Consider the following 15,911-nt stretch of genomic DNA (forward strand, 5'->3'; position numbering starts at 1 on the left):
AACGATTATATGCAGATAATCATTGCCGTCTTTTTATATATTTACTATAATAGTATAAAGGACATTACTAATGTACTTCTGGAATACGATAATGATGAAAACAGGTGATGACATGAAATACTACAGCCGTTTGAAGACGCTCCGATTGGAGGCGAGACTTTCTCAAGCTGATGTAGCCAAAATCTTAAAATGTTCCCAAGTTGGATATGGCATGTACGAATTGGGAAAACGGAAAATTCCCGTAGAAAAACTGATTCAGCTGGCTAGGCTGTATCATACTTCCCTAGACTATATTGCCGGTCTGACGGACGAACGGACGCCTCGACCCAATCTGAAGAGCGAAGAAGAAGTACAAGTCTTATGAAAAAGGCTCATCCCATGGCAGTAATCTGCTGTCACGGGATGAGCTTTTTTCGTGTTTTCTATTTTTTATTGTCTTAGACGTTGAAACGGAAATAGGTTACATCGCCGTCTTTCATGATGTAATCCTTTCCTTCCAGGCGTACGAGGCCTTTTTCTTTGGCACCTTGTTCGCTGCCGCAGGCGATGAGGTCGTCGTAAGAAACGATTTCAGCGCGGATGAAGCCCCGTTCGATGTCGGTGTGGATTTTGCCGGCAGCCTTCTGGGCTTTCGTGCCGTTGACGATGGTCCAGGCCCGGACTTCGTCGGCACCGGCCGTGAAGAAGTTAATCAGGCCCAGGAGGGCATAGCTGGCCTTAATGAGCTTGTCGAGACCCGATTCGGGAAGCCCCAGTTCTTCTAAGAATACGGCGGCTTCGTCGGCGGGAAGTTCGGCGATTTCGGCTTCAATCTTAGCCGAGACGGCGACGACTTGAGCCCCTTCTTGAGCGGCGTATTCTTCGACGCGCTTGACGTTGGGGTTGGCGTCAGGATTGCCGGCTTCGTCTTCGGCGACATTGGCAATGTAGATGATGGGTTTTAAGGTAAGGAGGTTGAGATCCTTGACCTGGGGAAGATCGTCTTTGGTGAGGCCGGCTTTACGGGCCGGTTCACCGTTTTCAAGGCAGGTCAGTACCTTTTTCAGGACGTCGTATTCGGCCTTGGCTTCTTTATCGCCGCACTGGGCGACTTTGGCGATGCGGTCAGCCCGTTTCTGCGTCGTTTCCAGGTCAGCCAGGCAGAGTTCGGTGTTGATCGTTTCGATGTCGCGGATCGGATCGATGGAGCCGTCGACGTGGGTGATGTTCGAATCTTCAAAGCAGCGGACGACTTCGGCGATGGCGTCTGTTTCCCTGATATGGCTGAGGAATTTGTTGCCCAGGCCTTCGCCCTTCGACGCGCCGGCGACGAGGCCTGCGATGTCGACGAAGCGCATGACGGCGGGAATCGTTTTTTTCGGGTTGTACATGTCGGTCAGGACCTGGATGCGCGGATCCGGTACTTCTACGATGCCGACATTCGGTTCGATCGTGCAGAAGGGGTAGTTTGCTGCTTCTGCGCCGGCTTTGGTAATAGCATTAAAGAGGGTGCTCTTACCGACATTCGGCAAGCCGACGATGCCTACTTCTAGGTTAGTACTCAATGGTTAAACCACCTTTATTTGAATAAATTTAAGTTAGCGATGCGGTTTACGGCTTCAATCGTATTTTCTTTGGTACCGAAGGCCGTCAGGCGGAGATAGCCTTCACCGTGGGGGCCAAAGCCAGAACCCGGCGTCGTTACGACGTGAGCTTTTTCGAGAAGGAGGTCGAAGAAGTCCCAGCTCTTCATGCCGTTCGGCGTCTGTACCCAGGCGTAAGGCGAGTTGGTGGCGCCGTAGACGGTGAAGCCTGCTTTGGTCAGGCCGTCGCGGATGATGTGGGCGTTTTCCATGTAATACTGGACGTCAGCCAAGCACTGTTTTTGGCCTTCCGGGCTGTAATAAGCTTCGGCAGCGCGCTGGACGATGTACGGCGTGCCGTTGAAGAAGGTGCACTGGCGGCGGTTCCACAAGGGGTTGAGGTCGACAGCCGTGCCGTCTTTTTTATAAGCCGTGCAGGCATGGGGGACGACGACATAGGAGCAGCGGGTGCCCGTGAAGCCGGCGCATTTGGAGTAGGAACGCAGTTCGATAGCGACTTCTTTAGCCCCTTCGACTTCAAAGATGCTGTGGGGAACGTCCGGTTCGGTGATGTACGTTTCATAAGCCGAGTCATAGATGATGATGAATTTATTCTTCTTGGCTGCGGCTACCCAGTTGGCCAGTTCTTCTTTGCTCATAGCCGTGCCCGTCGGGTTGGACGGGTTGCAGAGGTAGACGATGTCGACTTTTTCCGTCGGCGGTACGGCTTTGAAGCCGTTTTTCGGCGTGCAGGGAAGGTAGACGACGCCGTCATAGATGCCTTTTTCGGCATTCCATTCACCCGTGTGGCCGCACATGACGTTGGAGTCGAGATAGACCGGGTAGACCGGATCGGCTACGGCGAATTTGAGGTCGCTGCCGAAGATTTCCTGGATGCAGGCGACGTCCGTTTTGGCGCCGTCACCGACGAAGACTTCGTCGAGGTCGAGGTCGATGCCTCGCGTTTTATAATCGCCGTCGATGATGGCCTGGCGGAGGAAGTCATAACCCTGTTCCGGGCCGTAGCCGCGGAAGGTTTCGGCCTTGCCCATTTCGTCGACGGCTTTATGCATCGCTTCGATGATGGCCGATGCCAGGGGACGGGTTACGTCGCCGATGCCGAGACGGATGATATTTGCTTCCGGATGTGCTTTGGAGTAAGCTTCAACTTTCTTTGCAATCGTCGCAAAGAGGTAGTTGCCGGGGAGTTTTAAGTAGTTTTCATTTACGTGAGCCATAAATGGACCTCCTTCTGTTCGTTGATAGTAAAAATCTATTAGCTTCTTTATTTTACTACATTATATGGACCTTGGAAAGGTGAGGGCGCGGCGGCAGGCATGAGAAAATAAAATGACTGCCATTCGTGACGGTGATTGAATCGTTTCGTTATTTGCCGTATAATGAAATTACAGCAACTATTTTCAGGGAAGGCCCGAATGAGGAGGAAGCAGCTATGGATTATCAAGGGAAAAAATGTCTCATCGCCTATTTTTCACATGCCGGCATGAATTACGTCAGCGGCAAAATCGTCAACCTGAAGGTCGGCAATACGGAACAGGCGGCTAAGATGATCGGCCGCATGACCGGCGGGGACCTGTTTCATATCCGTGCGGCAGCTGTCTATCCTCATGACTATCGGGAAACGGTCACCATTGCCCAAAAGGAATGGAAGGATCGGATTCGTCCGGCCCTGGCCAGGGATCTCGATGATATCAGTGCCTACGACATCGTGTTTCTCGGCTATCCCAATTGGTGCGGTACCATTCCCATGGCCATGTGGACCTTCTTAGAAAATCACGACTTTTCTGAAAAGACAATTTATCCCTTCTGCACTCACGAAGGGAGCGGCGTCGGCCGCAGCTTGGAAGATATCCATGCCCTCTGCCCGAAGGCGGAACTTGGAACGCCGCTGACTATTTTGGGGTCGACCGTTCAAGATGCCGAAGACGATATTCGCCGTTGGCTGAAGGGATAAATCGGGTATCTAAAATATTTTTTGCATCGAAAAAGCACTGTCCCTCGGGAACAGTGCTTCTTTTTTATTCGTAGCGCAGGGCTTCGATCGGATCGAGTTTGGCTGCTTTTCGCGCCGGATAGATGCCGAAGAATAGGCCGATACCGACGGAGAAGCTGAAGGATATGATGATCGGTGCTGCCGTAATGACCGTCTCGAAGAGGCCCGACTCGGCAATGGCCAAGGCGATGCCGACGCCGCAGGCAACGCCTAAGAGGCCGCCGATGACGCCGATGACGACAGATTCGATGAGAAACTGCATCATGATGTTTTGGAAGGTAGCTCCCAAGGCCTTGCGGATACCGATTTCACGAGTCCGTTCGGTAACGGAGACCATCATGATGTTCATGATGCCGATACCGCCGACGACAAGGGAGATAGCGGCGATGCTGCCTAAGAACAGCGTCAGCATGGTCGTCGTCTGGGTCATCGTTTCCATGAGGCTGGTCAGGTTGCGGACGTTGAAGTCGTCTTCCTTGCCGTTCGTGATGTGGTGACGCTGGCGCAGGAGGGCTTCGACTTCCGATTGGACCTGCTCGATTTTATCGGCACTGGAGACCTGGATGTTGATGGACTTGATGTAGGTAATACCCAGCAGTCGTTCCTGAGCCGTCGTCAAAGGTACGATGACCATGTCGTCCTGGTCCTGGCCGACGGAAGACTGGCCTTTGCTTTCGAGGACGCCGATGACTTTGTACGGCTGGTTGTTGATGCGAATCGTCTTGCCGACAGGATTGGTTTCATCAAAGAGGTTGGTGGCAACCGTCGTACCGATGACGGCGACGCGGTTGCGGGAGTTCAGATCGGACTGGGTGATGAAGGATCCTGTCTGGACGGTGAGGGAACGGATGTGAAGGTATTCCGGCGTGACGCCGTAGACCGACGTGTTCCAGTTCTGGTTGCCGTTGACGACCTGATACGAGCTGTTGACCGTCGGCGATACATAATCGATATTCTTGATCTGCTTCTTGATGGCCAAGGCGTCGTCGTACTTCAATTTCTTGTTGGAGCCAGCTGCTGAGCGGACGCCGCCGCTGTTGGCCGAGCCCGGCATGACGATGAGCATGTTGCTGCCCAGGCTGGCAATAGAGTTGGTGACGTTTTGACGGACCCCCATGCCGATGGAAATCATGGCAATGACGGCGCCGACACCGATGATGATGCCCAGCATGGTCAGAATGGAGCGCAGCTTGTTTGATAAGAGCGCCGTAATGGCGATTTGGACGCTTTCACTAAATAACATCCATGACGACCCCCTTTCCGGCATCTTTGGTAATTTTGCCGTCTGACAAGAGGAGCTGACGGGTCGCACAGGCGGCGATTTCCGGTTCGTGTGTGACTAAGATAATCGTCTTGTGGTCTTCGTGGAGCTCCTCAAAGAGGCGCATGATGTCCTTCGTCGACTTCGTATCGAGGTTGCCCGTCGGTTCGTCGGCCATGATGATGTGCGGGTTGTTGACCAAGGCTCGAGCGATGGCAACGCGCTGACGCTGGCCGCCGGAGAGCTCGTTCGGCTTGTGGTGGGCCCACGTTTCAAGGCCGACAGATTTCAGCTTTTCCATGGCCCGTTCGGTCCGCTCTTTGCGGCCGACGCCGGCGTAGACCAGGGGTAGGGCGACGTTGTCGAGGGCCGTAATCCGCGACAGGAGGTTGAAGTTCTGGAAGACGAAGCCGATGTGCTGGTTGCGGACGACGGCGAGTTCATCGTCATTGAGATGGGCGACTTCCTTTCCGCCCAGTTGGTACGATCCGGCCGTCGGCCTGTCGAGACAGCCGAGGATGTTCATCAGCGTCGATTTCCCCGAGCCGGATGGCCCCATAAGGGCGGCGAATTCCCCTTCTTCAATGTTGAGGGTAATGCCGGCTAAGGCGGCGAAATCTTCACCGCCGATGTGGTATATCTTTTCAATACCTTGGAGTTCAATGATGGGATTCATAGCCAAGACCTCCCTTACATGGGCGGCGGCCCTTGGCGACTGCTGCTCTTCGAGGAAGACGAAGAAGACTTGCTGGCCGTATAGGTAATGGAAACCTTGTCGCCTTCGGTGAGACCCGACAGGATTTCGACGTAGTCGCTGCTGTAGATGCCGGTCTTGACCGGAACCTGTTCGGTCGTTCCGTCATCCTTGACGCGAAGGACGTAAGAGCCGGAATCATTAGTCTTCAAGGCGGCGATGGGGACGACCAGGGCGTCTTGTTTTTCTGACGTCGTAATGTCGACGCGGGCCGTCATGCCCAGTTTTAAGACGTCATCAGGGTCACTGACATCAAGGGTGACGTAATAGTAGATGACGCTGGCCGAAGAGCTGGAGGAACTCGACGAGGAAGACGAAGAACTGTTCGTATCCCAGGTGTTGCTGGTATCGGTCTTAGAAATCTTCGAGACTCGGGCTGTAAAGGTGCGGTCCGTATAGGCGTCGACGGTAAAGGTCGCTTCCTGGCCGACTTGGACTTTTCCGATATCCGTTTCGTCGACTTGGGCTAAAATCTGCTTGCTCGACGTATCGGCAATGCGCATGATGACCGTCGGGTTGCTGTTGCCCTGAACGGCCATGGTGCCGACCGTCTTCGGTTCGCCGACGACGACGCCGTCCATCGGAGCGGTGATGACCGTTTCAGCTACGTCCGATTCAGCTTCCGACAAAGTGCTGAGGGCCGTGTCGTAATTGAATTTTGCCGTGTCGAGATCCTGCTTGGTCCCGGCACCGAGCTCATACAGCTTTTCAGCTCGTTCATATTCCACCTTGGTATTAGTGACTTTATACTGAGCCTGGTCGCGCTGCGCTTCGTAATCCTTGCCGTCTAAGATGGCGACGGTCTGGCCGGCCGTGACCGTATCATTTTCTTTGACCAGGACCTGGCTGATACGGGCCGTGATTTTCGGCGATACTTCGACGGAGTCGACAGGGCTAATGGTCCCTGTGGCCGATACAGTCGACTTCAAATCCTTGCGGACGACTTCTGCCGTTTCAACGGCAGAGGCTTGTTTTGCCTGCTGCTGACTTTGGTAGTAGGTGTATCCGCCAATGGCAAGGGCGGCGATGATGACAGCGGCAATGGCGATTTTCAGGCGCTTGTCTATTCTCATGATATCACTCCAAACGTATAATACTTGAAATTTGCTGCCAATAATAATTTTTAGTCTATAATCAGTACCAGTATAGCATGGTCAAGGTCGAAGGATAAAGAAAAAGCCTAGAGTTATTGTAAAGTGAGTTAAAACTGTGATAAATCTTCGCTTCTCCATAGGGTTTTTCCAAAGAATATGGTATACTGAGATAGGTTATTATTTATAACATTATTTATGATAGAAAGGTTTGATACTATATGGTAAATGAACGAAAAACTTCGGCCTTTTCCAACGGCCTATTGTGGTTTGGCGCAGGGATTTCCATCGCAGAAATCCTGACCGGCATGCTCCTGGCCCCCTTAGGCTTTGTCCGGGCCTTAGAAGCCATTATTCTCGGTCATATCATTGGCGGCATCATCATGTACCTGGCCGGCCTCATCGGCGGCCGTACGGGAGGCAGCGCTATGGAAACGGTGCGGATCTCCTTTGGTACGCAGGGGGCAAAGCTCTTTGCCGGCTTGAACGTTATCCAGCTCGTCGGCTGGACGGCCGTCATGGTAGGCAGTGCGGCTTTGGCTGCCAATACCATTGCTGCTATCGGCATGTCTTGGTGGAGCGTCATCATCGGTGCTTTCATCGCCTTGTGGATCGTTATGGGCCTCAAAAACCTCAGTAAGGTCAATGTCGTCGTCATGGCAGCTTTGTTTATTTTGACGATTATCCTCAGCATGGTCGTTTTCCAAAACGGTACGCCAATCGTTCCGGCCGGCGAACTTACCTTCGGCGGCGCCGTCGAACTGGCCGTCGCCATGCCGTTGTCGTGGCTGCCGATTATTTCGGACTATACGCGAACGGCTAAAAAGCCGGCCTTAGCTACCGCTGCCAGCTGCGGTGCTTACTTTATCGCCAGCTCGTGGATGTTTATCATCGGCATGGGCGCAGCCCTCTTTACGGGGCAGGACGATATTGCCGCGATCATGCTTCAGGCCGGCATGGGTCTGGCCGGTATCCTCGTCGTCTTGCTGTCGACGGTTACGACGACATTCCTCGATGCCTTTTCAGCAGGCGTCAGCTTCCAGAGCTTAGTGCCTAAATCCTCCGACAAGGTCATGGCTCTCGCGGCCACCGTCCTCGGCGTCGTCCTGGCTGTTTTTGCAGCACCCGATCAGTTCCAGGACTTCCTCTATCTCATCGGTTCGGTCTTTGCACCGATGACGGCCATCCTCTTGGCAGATTTCTTTATTTTAAAGAGAGACCATACGGCAGAAAGCGTCAACTGGCTCAATATTGTTTTATGGGTCCTCGGCGTCATTTTGTACCGTTACTTACTCAGCGTCGATACGCCGGTCGGTATTACCGTTCCCGTCGTCGTCGTTATCATGATCCTCAGCACAATCATCCATAAAATCGTCAAAGCCTGACCATGAATCTCTTTAACGAATAGTTAGGTTGCCGAATTAATCTGGCAATTCAGTTGACGTAAGAGAGCGAAACGTGTAGACTTATAATCAACAAATGATAATTGTTATTGAAGTCTTTCTAAAGGAGGCTTTCATATGAATAAAGGATACACGTTCGACGATATGATTAACACCATGATGCCCTTGCCTTTCGATGGCTCTGCTAATGGTGAAGGTATTTACTGCCGCGGCCAGGCTCTCGTCGCTTCTATGAGCGAACAGAAACAGGCCGTTCATCAGGAAAAGGATAAACACAGCTTTACCCTCAAGGGAATTTTTTCCCGGTACTGCATTGACTAAATTCCTGCCATAACGTTCATAAGGTACAAGGTCCTCAGACAGCCCCGTTAAGGGGCTGTTTTTTTGCTCTCTTTGCGGCGGATGTTGGAGAGATGTTTGGTATCGTGTATACTGCAATTGCTGGCGTTTGAGAGCGAAGCGGCTATGATCGGCATCCGCGACGTGCCGGCCCTGCAGGAAACAGAGAATCACTGCCGACGGGATTTTGCCAACTGGACGACGCTGAAGCTCCTTTCCGATGACGGTACCATCATCGGTGTCATTCGTTATCGGGAGAACGACGACCTTGTGGAAGTAGGGCGCCTTATGATGCATCCTGATTATCGCCATCAGGGATTGGCCCAGCGGCTGCTTTCTGAAGTAGATAAAGCGGCTGTCGGCAAAACGAAGGAATTATATACCTGTACCAAGAGTTGGATCAATATCAGGCTCTACGAAAAAATGGGCTATAGGGCTGTTAAGGAAGTTGCCGAAGACAGCGGCCTTTCCTTCGTATATATGAGAAAAAAATAATCCTGTTTAAATGAAAGAAAGCAGTGACACAGATGTCTGTGCCGCTGCTTTTTTCGCGTTACTGTTCTCTATTGTTGCTGTCTTCCTGTTGTCTTCGTGCCTGCTCCGACGGCTGTCTCGATGCTTCTTCGCTTCGGGGCTCGGCTTTTTCATCAGTTTTTTCTTTATCGTCGGAATCTTTCTTTTCCGCTGTATCTGTCGTCTTTTTGGAATCTTCAGCGACACGGGCGCTGTTGTTGGAGAGAGCGGCTCGGGCCTTGATTCGTTCCATGCCTGCCGGAACGGCAAAGTCACGGTCATGTTCATCGCTGGCAGCAGAGGACATGTAGTCTCTCCAAATTTCTGCCGGAATGGTGCCGCCGTAGACTTCACCGAGACTCTGGGAACCCGTATCGTCGCCAATCCAGACGGCGGTGACGATATCCGGTGTATAGCCGACAAACCAGGCATCTTTATTGTCGTCTGTCGTACCGGTCTTACCAGCTGCCGGACGGCCGAGAGCAGCGGCCGTGCCGGTGCCGTAGTCGATGACGCCTTCGAGCATGATCGTCATTTCATAGGCTTCTTTTTCGGACATGACGCGCGTCTTGTTTTCTTCTTTTTCAAGGGTCGATTCGTCTTCGAGGACGTTGCCGTTGCGGTCGAGGATTTTAACGATGGCCGTCGGTTTGACGTGGACGCCCTTGTTGGCGAAGGTTCCGTAAGCACTGGCCATTTCAAGGGGAGTGACGCCCTTGGTCTGGCCGCCCAGGGCCATGGCCAGGTTGTCGTCCTTGTCGTCGAGGGTGGTGATGCCCATCTTCTTGGCGTTGGCAATGATGTTGCTCGGGCCGACGCGGTCGGCAAGCTGAACGGCAATGGTATTGACCGAGTTTGCCAAAGCGACGCTTAACGGCATGGATCCGCGGTAGGATCCGCTGGCATTTCTCGGGCTCCAGCTGCCGTAGGTGACAGGTTTATCTTCCATCGTCGTATCCGGCGTCATGTCATGCTGCAGAGCCGTAAGATAGACGAACGGCTTGAAGGCCGAACCGGGCTGGCGGACTGCCTGGCTGGCGCGGTTGAAGCTGTCTTGGCCGCGGCCGCCGACCATAGCCAGGATGTATCCTGTCTTGGGATCGATGGAGACGATGGCGCCCTGAGGCTGGGTCAGGCCATTGGCATCGGTGTAGTTGTCCGGCAGGTTGTGCAGTGCCTGAACGGCAGCGTGCTGCTTGTCGACGTCGAGGGTCGTGTAGATCTTCAGGCCTTCTTTATAGAGGGCATCATCGCCGTATTTTTGGGCGACCTGCTGAGATACATAGTCGATGAAGGACGCATTTTCGTCACTTTCCTGGGTCTGATGGTTCTTCGAAAGTTCGAGGTCATCATTCTTCGCTTGATCGGCTTCGGCCGAAGAGATGTAGCCGTACTTGACCATCTGGTCGAGGACGACGTTGGTCCGCTGCTTGGCTTCGCTCAGGTTGTTGAACGGCGAGTAGTAGTTCGGGCTCTTGGGAAGACCGGCCAGCATCGCACACTGGGTCAGGGTCAATTCACTGACGTCCTTATTGAAGTAGGTCTTGGCGGCCGTCTGAATCCCATAGGCGCCTTGGCCGAAGTAAATCTGATTCATATACATTTCAAGGATTTCTTTTTTACTGTACTTCTGTTCGATTTCTAAGGCCAGCATAGCTTCCTGAATTTTTCGCTTCAGCGTCTGTTCCTGAGACAGGAAGGCGTTTTTGGCGAGCTGCTGGGTAATCGTACTACCGCCTTGGGCGATGCCGCGGTTGGTCAGGTTGGTGAACAGGGCGCGGACGATGCCGATGGGATCGATGCCGATGTGCTGATAAAAGCGGTTGTCTTCAGCTGCGATAAAGGCGTTCTGCAGATTTTGCGGCACTTTATTGATATCGATCGGCAGCCGGTTTTGGTCGGAATGAAGGGTCGTAATCAGCCGTCCGTGGGCATCAAAGACCTGGGACGACACAGCAGGCCGCATACTATTGCTTACGGTCGGTAAGCTCTGATAGGCAGCAAAAATATAGCCAAACCCTAAGCCGGCAAAAACGACAAGGCATAAGGCGATAAAAAGGCGGATGCGGCGAAATGGACCGGCCTCTTTGGCTTTTTTTGCTCTGCGTCTGGGTGTATACATTTTTTCCTCCTACGTGACGTTTGTAATCATATTAAGGTTATTATATAAATTAAATATTACTAGCTTCTTATTATACCACAATCGGCTTTATTATCCTATATATATGAAAGAGGTTGAGAAACTTTAAAGGAACCCCTGTTTTTAAAACGTTTTACGCTATACTGAATCTGAAAAAATTTTATATATAGTGTACTATTATAAGGCGAATAACTCGATATTTTGAAATAACCATTGACATTTTAGGATTATTAGCGTACTATAAACGTAGAAAACAGGTAATTTAGCATATACAATTAAGTACAGCAGCAGGAGGTAAAGATGATGGCAATGGATAGAGAAAAGGCATACGTATTATGGTTTGATGAACTGCGCAGAGCTGACGTAGCTCTCGTCGGCGGCAAATCGTCGTCTCTCGGTGAATTGACGTCCCAGACGGACGTTCCCGTTCCTTATGGGTTTGCGACGACGGCTGCCGGATACCGCCATTTTATGCATGAAACGGGTATGGATGTGAAGATTCCGGAATTATTGAAAGGACTGACTGACGTTGAAGACGCCGTTCAGCTCCGCGATGTTACGGCTAAAATCCGTCAAGCTATCTGTGATGCGCAGATGCCGGCTGATTTAGCGGAAGAAATCCGTAAGAGCTATGAAGAATTAGGTAAGAAAGTCGGCGAAGCGCAGCCTTTCGTCGCCGTTCGTTCCAGCGCTACGGCGGAAGACCTGCCCGACGCCAGCTTTGCCGGCCAGCAGGATACGTATCTCAACGTCCAGGGGGCCGACATGGTCATCCAAAAAGTTAAGGAATGCTATGCCTCGACCTTTACCGACCGCGCTACGTATTACCGGACGAAACAAGGCTTTGATCACCTGTCCGTCGCTTTGAGCGCCGCTGTCCAGATGATGGTTTTTTCCAAATCGGCCGGCGTCATGTTCACCGTCGATTTAGTCACGGGTGATGACACGACGATTACCATTGAAGGGGCCTGGGGCCTTGGCGAATACGTCGTTCAAGGGACGGTCACGCCGGATAACTTCAAGATTCGTAAAGATGATTTGTCCATCGTATCGCGTATGGTCAATACGAAACCCGTTGAACTGGTTCGTAAACCCGGCGGAGACTGTGAAGAACGGTTGGTTCCTCCTGAACTGCAGAAACAGCAGGTCATTACGGACGAACAGATCCGTGAACTGGCTGTCTATGCCAAGAAAATCGAAAAACACTACGGCTGCTACATGGATATGGAATGGGGCGTAGACGAACGGACGAATAAAGTATGGCTCCTTCAGGCTCGTCCGGAAACGGTTTGGTCCAAGAAGAATAAAGAAAAGAGCGAAGCTGCAGCTGAACCGGTTGCTGCGACGACGGACCGCAATGTCATCGTAAAAGGCCTGCCGGCAAGTCCGGGCAGCGCTGCCGGTAAAGCTCACGTCATCCTCGACCCGTCGAAAATCGCTGAATTTAAAGACGGTGAAATCTTGGTAACGACCATGACGGCTCCCGACTGGGTGCCGGCTATGAAGAAGGCGAAAGCCATCGTAACTGATGCCGGCGGTATGACCTGCCATGCTTCCATTGTCAGCCGTGAATTGGGCATTCCCTGCATCGTCGGGACTAAGAGCCGCAGCGTCGAAGCGACGACGACTATTCCCGATGGAGCTGAAATCACCGTCGATGCGACGAACGGCATCGTCTATGAAGGCGTCGTAGCCGACTTGATCAAACCGAAGAGTGCAGATGCCGCCGGCGGTGCCGCCGGTGCGACCGTCGTCGCTGCCGAATCGGTACCGGTTACGGGAACCAAGATTTATATGAACCTCGGCAACCCTGATCTCGCTGAAAAATACGGAGCCCTGCCCTGCGACGGCATCGGCCTCATGCGTGAAGAATTTATTTGGACGACCTTCATTCACGAACATCCCTTGTACCTCATCGAAACGGGCCGTCCGGATCACGTCGTCGATCAATTGTCGGAAGGCATCCGCAAAGTTTGCCAGGCTCTGGCTCCGCGTCCGGTAACCCTGCGCCTGAGCGACTTTAAATCGAGTGAATACCGCAATCTTAAAGGCGGCGATAAATACGAACCCCAGGAAAGCAGCGCTCTCCTTGGCTGGCGCGGTGCATCCCGCTATTACGATCCCAAGTACGTAGAAGCCTTTAAACTCGAACTGCAGGCTGTCCGCAAAGTCCGTGAAGAATACGGCTTCAAGAACCTTAACGTCATGATTCCCTTCTGCCGCCGCGTCGATGAAATGCAGAAAGTCGTCGACCTCATGGCTCAGGAAGGTCTCCATCGCGGGCCGGACTTCAAAGTATGGCTCATGGCTGAAATCCCGTCGAACATCATCTTGGCGGACCAGTTCAACCAGTTCGTCGACGGCTACTCCATCGGCTCTAACGATTTGACGATGTTGGTCATGGGCTGCGACCGCGACAACGATACGGTAGCACCTCTCTTTGACGAACGGAATTTAGCTGTAAAACGGGCTATCCGCCATCTCATCGAAGTAGCACACAAAGATGGCAAGACCGTTTCTATCTGCGGCCAGGCACCGAGTGTCTATCCTGATTTTGCTGAATTCTTGGTTAAGAGCGGCATCGACTCCATTTCCGTCAACCCGGACGCCGTCATTTCGACGCGCAAGAATATTGCCCAGGTTGAACAGCGTATCCTCCTCGATTCGCTGACCGGAAGAGGCCGTGTTGACACAGAAGATTATACGTGGTAATCGTCCCGTGACGAAGTGAGCCGAAGAAAGGCGGTCCAACGAAATGATTGGACCGCCTTTTTCTGGCAGGGCTATCCGGTATGATATGATTATAAATAATGTATACTTTATATCGCCTAACCGGGCTATATATGATATGATAGTAAGCGAATGAGAGTGCTATTGGTGCATAGGAGGTGAAAAGACGCTATGTTATCGGAACGTCAGGAGAAGATTTTACAAATCGTAAAGGAAAACAGTCCGATTACGGGTCAGCATATTGCCAACCGCCTTCATGTGACGCGGGCAGCCCTGCGTTCAGACCTGGCTATTTTGACGATGCTGGGGCTTATAGACGCTCGTCCGAAATTAGGCTATTTTTTTACAGGCAACAAGGAAAAGGACCTGCTGTCGCGGGCCATTACCGATATTACCATTGAGTCCTGCCTGTCTCAGCCGGTCATTGTCGGCGAGCATACGAGTGCCTATGATGCTATTATTGCCATGTTCACGGAAGATGTGGGGACGGTGTTCGTCGGAACCGACAATATTCTGGCCGGCGTCGTATCGCGAAAGGATTTATTAAAGACAGCTATGGGCAGCAATGACCTTAGAACCCTGCCGGTAAGAATGGTCATGACGCCGGTGAGTAAGGTGATTTATGTACAGCCTGATGAAAAGGCCATCGTCGCCGCCCAGCGTTTGAACGAATATGAAATAGACTGTCTTCCCGTCGTCAACGTCATTACCAGTGACGAAGATGATAAAAAGGAACTGCAGGTCATCGGAAGAATTTCAAAGACAAACATTAACCGGTTGTTTGTAGAATGTGGGTTAGGAAGGAGATAATCTTGAAAAAGCCGATTATTTATGCTTGCTCCGACTCCTTGGGGGAGACGGCAGAACGCGTCGCCCGGGCAGCGGCAAGCCAATACGATAAGCAAGAATTTAATATTATCCGCGTCCCCTATATCCGTTCGGAGCAGCAGATCGAAGAACTGGTACGCAAGGCGGAAGCCGACCAGGCCATGATTTGCTATACCATCATTTCACCGACTTTGCGCCGTAAATTGAAGGATTTGACAGCGTCGACCAATGTCACCGTCGTCGACATCATCGGCCCTATGCTCTCCGGTGTCGGTACCTTGACCGATACGGAACCGACCTTGAAGGCCGGCATGATTCACCAGCTCGACGAAGAATACTTTAAGCGCGTCGAAGCCATTGAATTCGCTGTAAAATACGATGACGGCAAGAACCCTATGGGCTTTTTAAAGGCCGACATCGTCATCGTCGGTGTGTCGCGGACGTCAAAGACGCCGTTGTCGATGTATTTGGCTCATAAACGAGTCAAGGCGGCCAACCTTCCTTTGGTGCCGGAAGTCAACCTACCGCCGGAACTGTTCCAGATCCCGGCCCGTAAAATCGTCGGCCTCATCATCGATCCTTTTAAGTTGAACTTCATCCGCTCGGAACGGCTGCGCAGCATGGGCCTTGATGCCAACGCCAGCTACGCCAATATCGAACGGATCAATGAAGAATTGGAATATGCCAGAGGCGTCATGCGCCGCCTGCACTGCCCGATTATCGATGTGTCGTCGAAAGCCATCGAAGAAACTGCAAACTTAGTCATGGAAATCGTCAAACGAAATAAAGAATTGTACCCCGATGAGGGATAAGCCTCGGGGCAAAATAAAAAAGGATTCGGTCTGAGACCCAATCCTTTTTGTTTTCTCTGCTGTCAATTGTCCTGCAGGGAAGGGCGGCGGTTCCCTGTATGCTTTCAGATACTAAAAAAAGCGCTGCCTCCTAAGGCAACGCTTTTTTGATAGTCATTAAACATCGCGCTGGACTTTGCCGGAACGAAGGCAACGAGTGCAGACGTTAACTCGTTTGATTTCGCCGTCGACGATAGCGCGGACTCGCTGGATATTCGGTTTCCAGGTTTTTTTCGTTTTGACGTGGGAATGGCTGACATTCATGCCGCTCATTGTTCCTTTACCACATACTTCGCAAAAGTTTGCCATTAGTTACACCTCCCTGCACCATCAACAGTACAACGTATAAATCTTATCATAAATCATAGGGCAACGCAAGTTTTATTTATAAAAAGCCTACAAAATATGATACAATAAATGAAAGT

At 51.8% G+C, this 15,911-nt stretch carries 15 protein-coding genes; 8 read left to right on the top strand and 7 right to left on the bottom strand.

Annotated features, from left to right (window positions below; translation table 11 throughout):
* Nucleotides 1-112: 112 nt before the first annotated feature.
* Nucleotides 113-364: a helix-turn-helix domain-containing protein gene (locus QZQ46_RS05690; RefSeq protein ID WP_296827841.1), complete on the top strand. Its 252-nt coding sequence runs from the start codon at nt 113-115 to the stop codon at nt 362-364.
* Between the two features lie 73 nt (nt 365-437).
* Here QZQ46_RS05690 and ychF read toward each other — a convergent pair whose 3' ends face one another.
* Both ychF and QZQ46_RS05700 read right to left on the bottom strand, forming a co-directional pair.
* Nucleotides 438-1,544 (bottom strand): redox-regulated ATPase YchF, encoded by a 1,107-nt coding sequence (ychF, locus tag QZQ46_RS05695; RefSeq protein ID WP_296827738.1) that lies wholly within the window; start codon nt 1,542-1,544, stop codon nt 438-440.
* A gap of 14 nt (nt 1,545-1,558) precedes the next feature.
* The gene (locus QZQ46_RS05700; RefSeq protein WP_296827741.1) at nt 1,559-2,800 is read right to left on the bottom strand and encodes an LL-diaminopimelate aminotransferase; all 1,242 of its coding nucleotides are present in this window, start codon (nt 2,798-2,800) and stop codon (nt 1,559-1,561) included.
* Between the two features lie 215 nt (nt 2,801-3,015).
* Between QZQ46_RS05700 and QZQ46_RS05705 the strand changes: the two genes are divergently transcribed.
* Nucleotides 3,016-3,537, top strand: a complete 522-nt coding sequence (locus QZQ46_RS05705) for a flavodoxin (protein WP_296827744.1) — start codon at nt 3,016-3,018, stop codon at nt 3,535-3,537.
* 64 nt (nt 3,538-3,601) lie between these two features.
* Here the strand turns inward: QZQ46_RS05705 and QZQ46_RS05710 are convergent, their stop codons facing one another.
* Genes QZQ46_RS05710 through QZQ46_RS05720 form a run of 3 tightly spaced genes read right to left on the bottom strand, consistent with a single transcriptional unit; the run spans nt 3,602 to nt 6,664 of the window.
* A complete protein-coding gene (locus QZQ46_RS05710; RefSeq protein WP_296827746.1) occupies nt 3,602-4,819 on the bottom strand; it encodes an ABC transporter permease in 1,218 nt (405 codons plus the stop codon).
* Complete coding sequence (locus tag QZQ46_RS05715) at nt 4,809-5,513, bottom strand: ABC transporter ATP-binding protein (protein ID WP_296827749.1); 705 nt, start codon at nt 5,511-5,513, stop codon at nt 4,809-4,811. Before QZQ46_RS05715 ends, QZQ46_RS05710 begins: the two co-directional genes overlap by 11 nt.
* Nucleotides 5,514-5,527: 14 nt before the next feature.
* Nucleotides 5,528-6,664 (bottom strand): efflux RND transporter periplasmic adaptor subunit, encoded by a 1,137-nt coding sequence (locus QZQ46_RS05720; RefSeq protein ID WP_296827752.1) that lies wholly within the window; start codon nt 6,662-6,664, stop codon nt 5,528-5,530.
* A gap of 239 nt (nt 6,665-6,903) precedes the next feature.
* Here QZQ46_RS05720 and cytX point away from each other — a divergent pair, with 239 nt between their 5' ends.
* From cytX to QZQ46_RS05735, 3 genes are all read left to right on the top strand, one after another.
* Nucleotides 6,904-8,067 carry a putative hydroxymethylpyrimidine transporter CytX gene (cytX, locus tag QZQ46_RS05725; protein WP_296827755.1) on the top strand — a complete coding sequence of 388 codons (1,164 nt, stop codon included), beginning with the start codon at nt 6,904-6,906 and terminating at the stop codon, nt 8,065-8,067.
* A 135-nt stretch (nt 8,068-8,202) separates the two neighbouring features.
* Nucleotides 8,203-8,406, top strand: a complete 204-nt coding sequence (locus tag QZQ46_RS05730; RefSeq protein ID WP_296827758.1) for a hypothetical protein — start codon at nt 8,203-8,205, stop codon at nt 8,404-8,406.
* Nucleotides 8,407-8,502: 96 nt separating this feature from the next.
* Nucleotides 8,503-8,919 (top strand): GNAT family N-acetyltransferase, encoded by a 417-nt coding sequence (locus tag QZQ46_RS05735; RefSeq protein WP_296827760.1) that lies wholly within the window; start codon nt 8,503-8,505, stop codon nt 8,917-8,919.
* 58 nt (nt 8,920-8,977) lie between these two features.
* On the opposite strand, the gene QZQ46_RS05740 is transcribed toward QZQ46_RS05735, so the two are convergent.
* Nucleotides 8,978-11,059, bottom strand: coding sequence for a transglycosylase domain-containing protein (locus QZQ46_RS05740; protein ID WP_296827763.1), 2,082 nt, complete (start codon nt 11,057-11,059; stop codon nt 8,978-8,980).
* A 327-nt stretch (nt 11,060-11,386) separates the two neighbouring features.
* Between QZQ46_RS05740 and ppsA the strand changes: the two genes are divergently transcribed.
* The 3 genes from ppsA to QZQ46_RS05755 all read left to right on the top strand — a co-directional run bounded on the left by ppsA (nt 11,387) and on the right by QZQ46_RS05755 (nt 15,447).
* Nucleotides 11,387-13,789, top strand: coding sequence for a phosphoenolpyruvate synthase (ppsA, locus tag QZQ46_RS05745; protein ID WP_296827843.1), 2,403 nt, complete (start codon nt 11,387-11,389; stop codon nt 13,787-13,789).
* A 189-nt stretch (nt 13,790-13,978) separates the two neighbouring features.
* Nucleotides 13,979-14,617 carry a helix-turn-helix transcriptional regulator gene (locus tag QZQ46_RS05750; protein ID WP_296827767.1) on the top strand — a complete coding sequence of 213 codons (639 nt, stop codon included), beginning with the start codon at nt 13,979-13,981 and terminating at the stop codon, nt 14,615-14,617.
* Between the two features lie 2 nt (nt 14,618-14,619).
* The gene (locus QZQ46_RS05755; RefSeq protein WP_296827770.1) at nt 14,620-15,447 is read left to right on the top strand and encodes a pyruvate, water dikinase regulatory protein; all 828 of its coding nucleotides are present in this window, start codon (nt 14,620-14,622) and stop codon (nt 15,445-15,447) included.
* 156 nt (nt 15,448-15,603) lie between these two features.
* Here the strand turns inward: QZQ46_RS05755 and rpmB are convergent, their stop codons facing one another.
* The gene (gene rpmB / locus QZQ46_RS05760; RefSeq protein ID WP_044503206.1) at nt 15,604-15,795 is read right to left on the bottom strand and encodes a 50S ribosomal protein L28; all 192 of its coding nucleotides are present in this window, start codon (nt 15,793-15,795) and stop codon (nt 15,604-15,606) included.
* Between the last annotated feature and the right edge of the window lie 116 nt (nt 15,796-15,911).

The sequence above is a fragment of the uncultured Megasphaera sp. genome (genome assembly GCF_900539295.1).
In the GTDB taxonomy this organism is placed as follows: Bacteria; Bacillota; Negativicutes; order Veillonellales; family Megasphaeraceae; genus Megasphaera.

Bases quoted from the DNA above. Each gene is read 5' to 3' on its own strand.
- QZQ46_RS05740 (WP_296827763.1), bottom strand. From the start codon at position 11,059: ATGTATACACCCAGACGCAGAGCAAAAAAAGCCAAAGAGGCCGGTCCA.
- QZQ46_RS05710 (WP_296827746.1), bottom strand. From the start codon at position 4,819: ATGTTATTTAGTGAAAGCGTCCAAATCGCCATTACGGCGCTCTTATCA.
- QZQ46_RS05715 (WP_296827749.1), bottom strand. From the start codon at position 5,513: ATGAATCCCATCATTGAACTCCAAGGTATTGAAAAGATATACCACATC.
- QZQ46_RS05690 (WP_296827841.1), top strand. From the start codon at position 113: ATGAAATACTACAGCCGTTTGAAGACGCTCCGATTGGAGGCGAGACTT.
- QZQ46_RS05700 (WP_296827741.1), bottom strand. From the start codon at position 2,800: ATGGCTCACGTAAATGAAAACTACTTAAAACTCCCCGGCAACTACCTC.
- ppsA (WP_296827843.1), top strand. From the start codon at position 11,387: ATGGATAGAGAAAAGGCATACGTATTATGGTTTGATGAACTGCGCAGA.
- QZQ46_RS05730 (WP_296827758.1), top strand. From the start codon at position 8,203: ATGAATAAAGGATACACGTTCGACGATATGATTAACACCATGATGCCC.
- QZQ46_RS05705 (WP_296827744.1), top strand. From the start codon at position 3,016: ATGGATTATCAAGGGAAAAAATGTCTCATCGCCTATTTTTCACATGCC.
- QZQ46_RS05720 (WP_296827752.1), bottom strand. From the start codon at position 6,664: ATGAGAATAGACAAGCGCCTGAAAATCGCCATTGCCGCTGTCATCATC.
- QZQ46_RS05750 (WP_296827767.1), top strand. From the start codon at position 13,979: ATGTTATCGGAACGTCAGGAGAAGATTTTACAAATCGTAAAGGAAAAC.
- cytX (WP_296827755.1), top strand. From the start codon at position 6,904: ATGGTAAATGAACGAAAAACTTCGGCCTTTTCCAACGGCCTATTGTGG.
- rpmB (WP_044503206.1), bottom strand. From the start codon at position 15,795: ATGGCAAACTTTTGCGAAGTATGTGGTAAAGGAACAATGAGCGGCATG.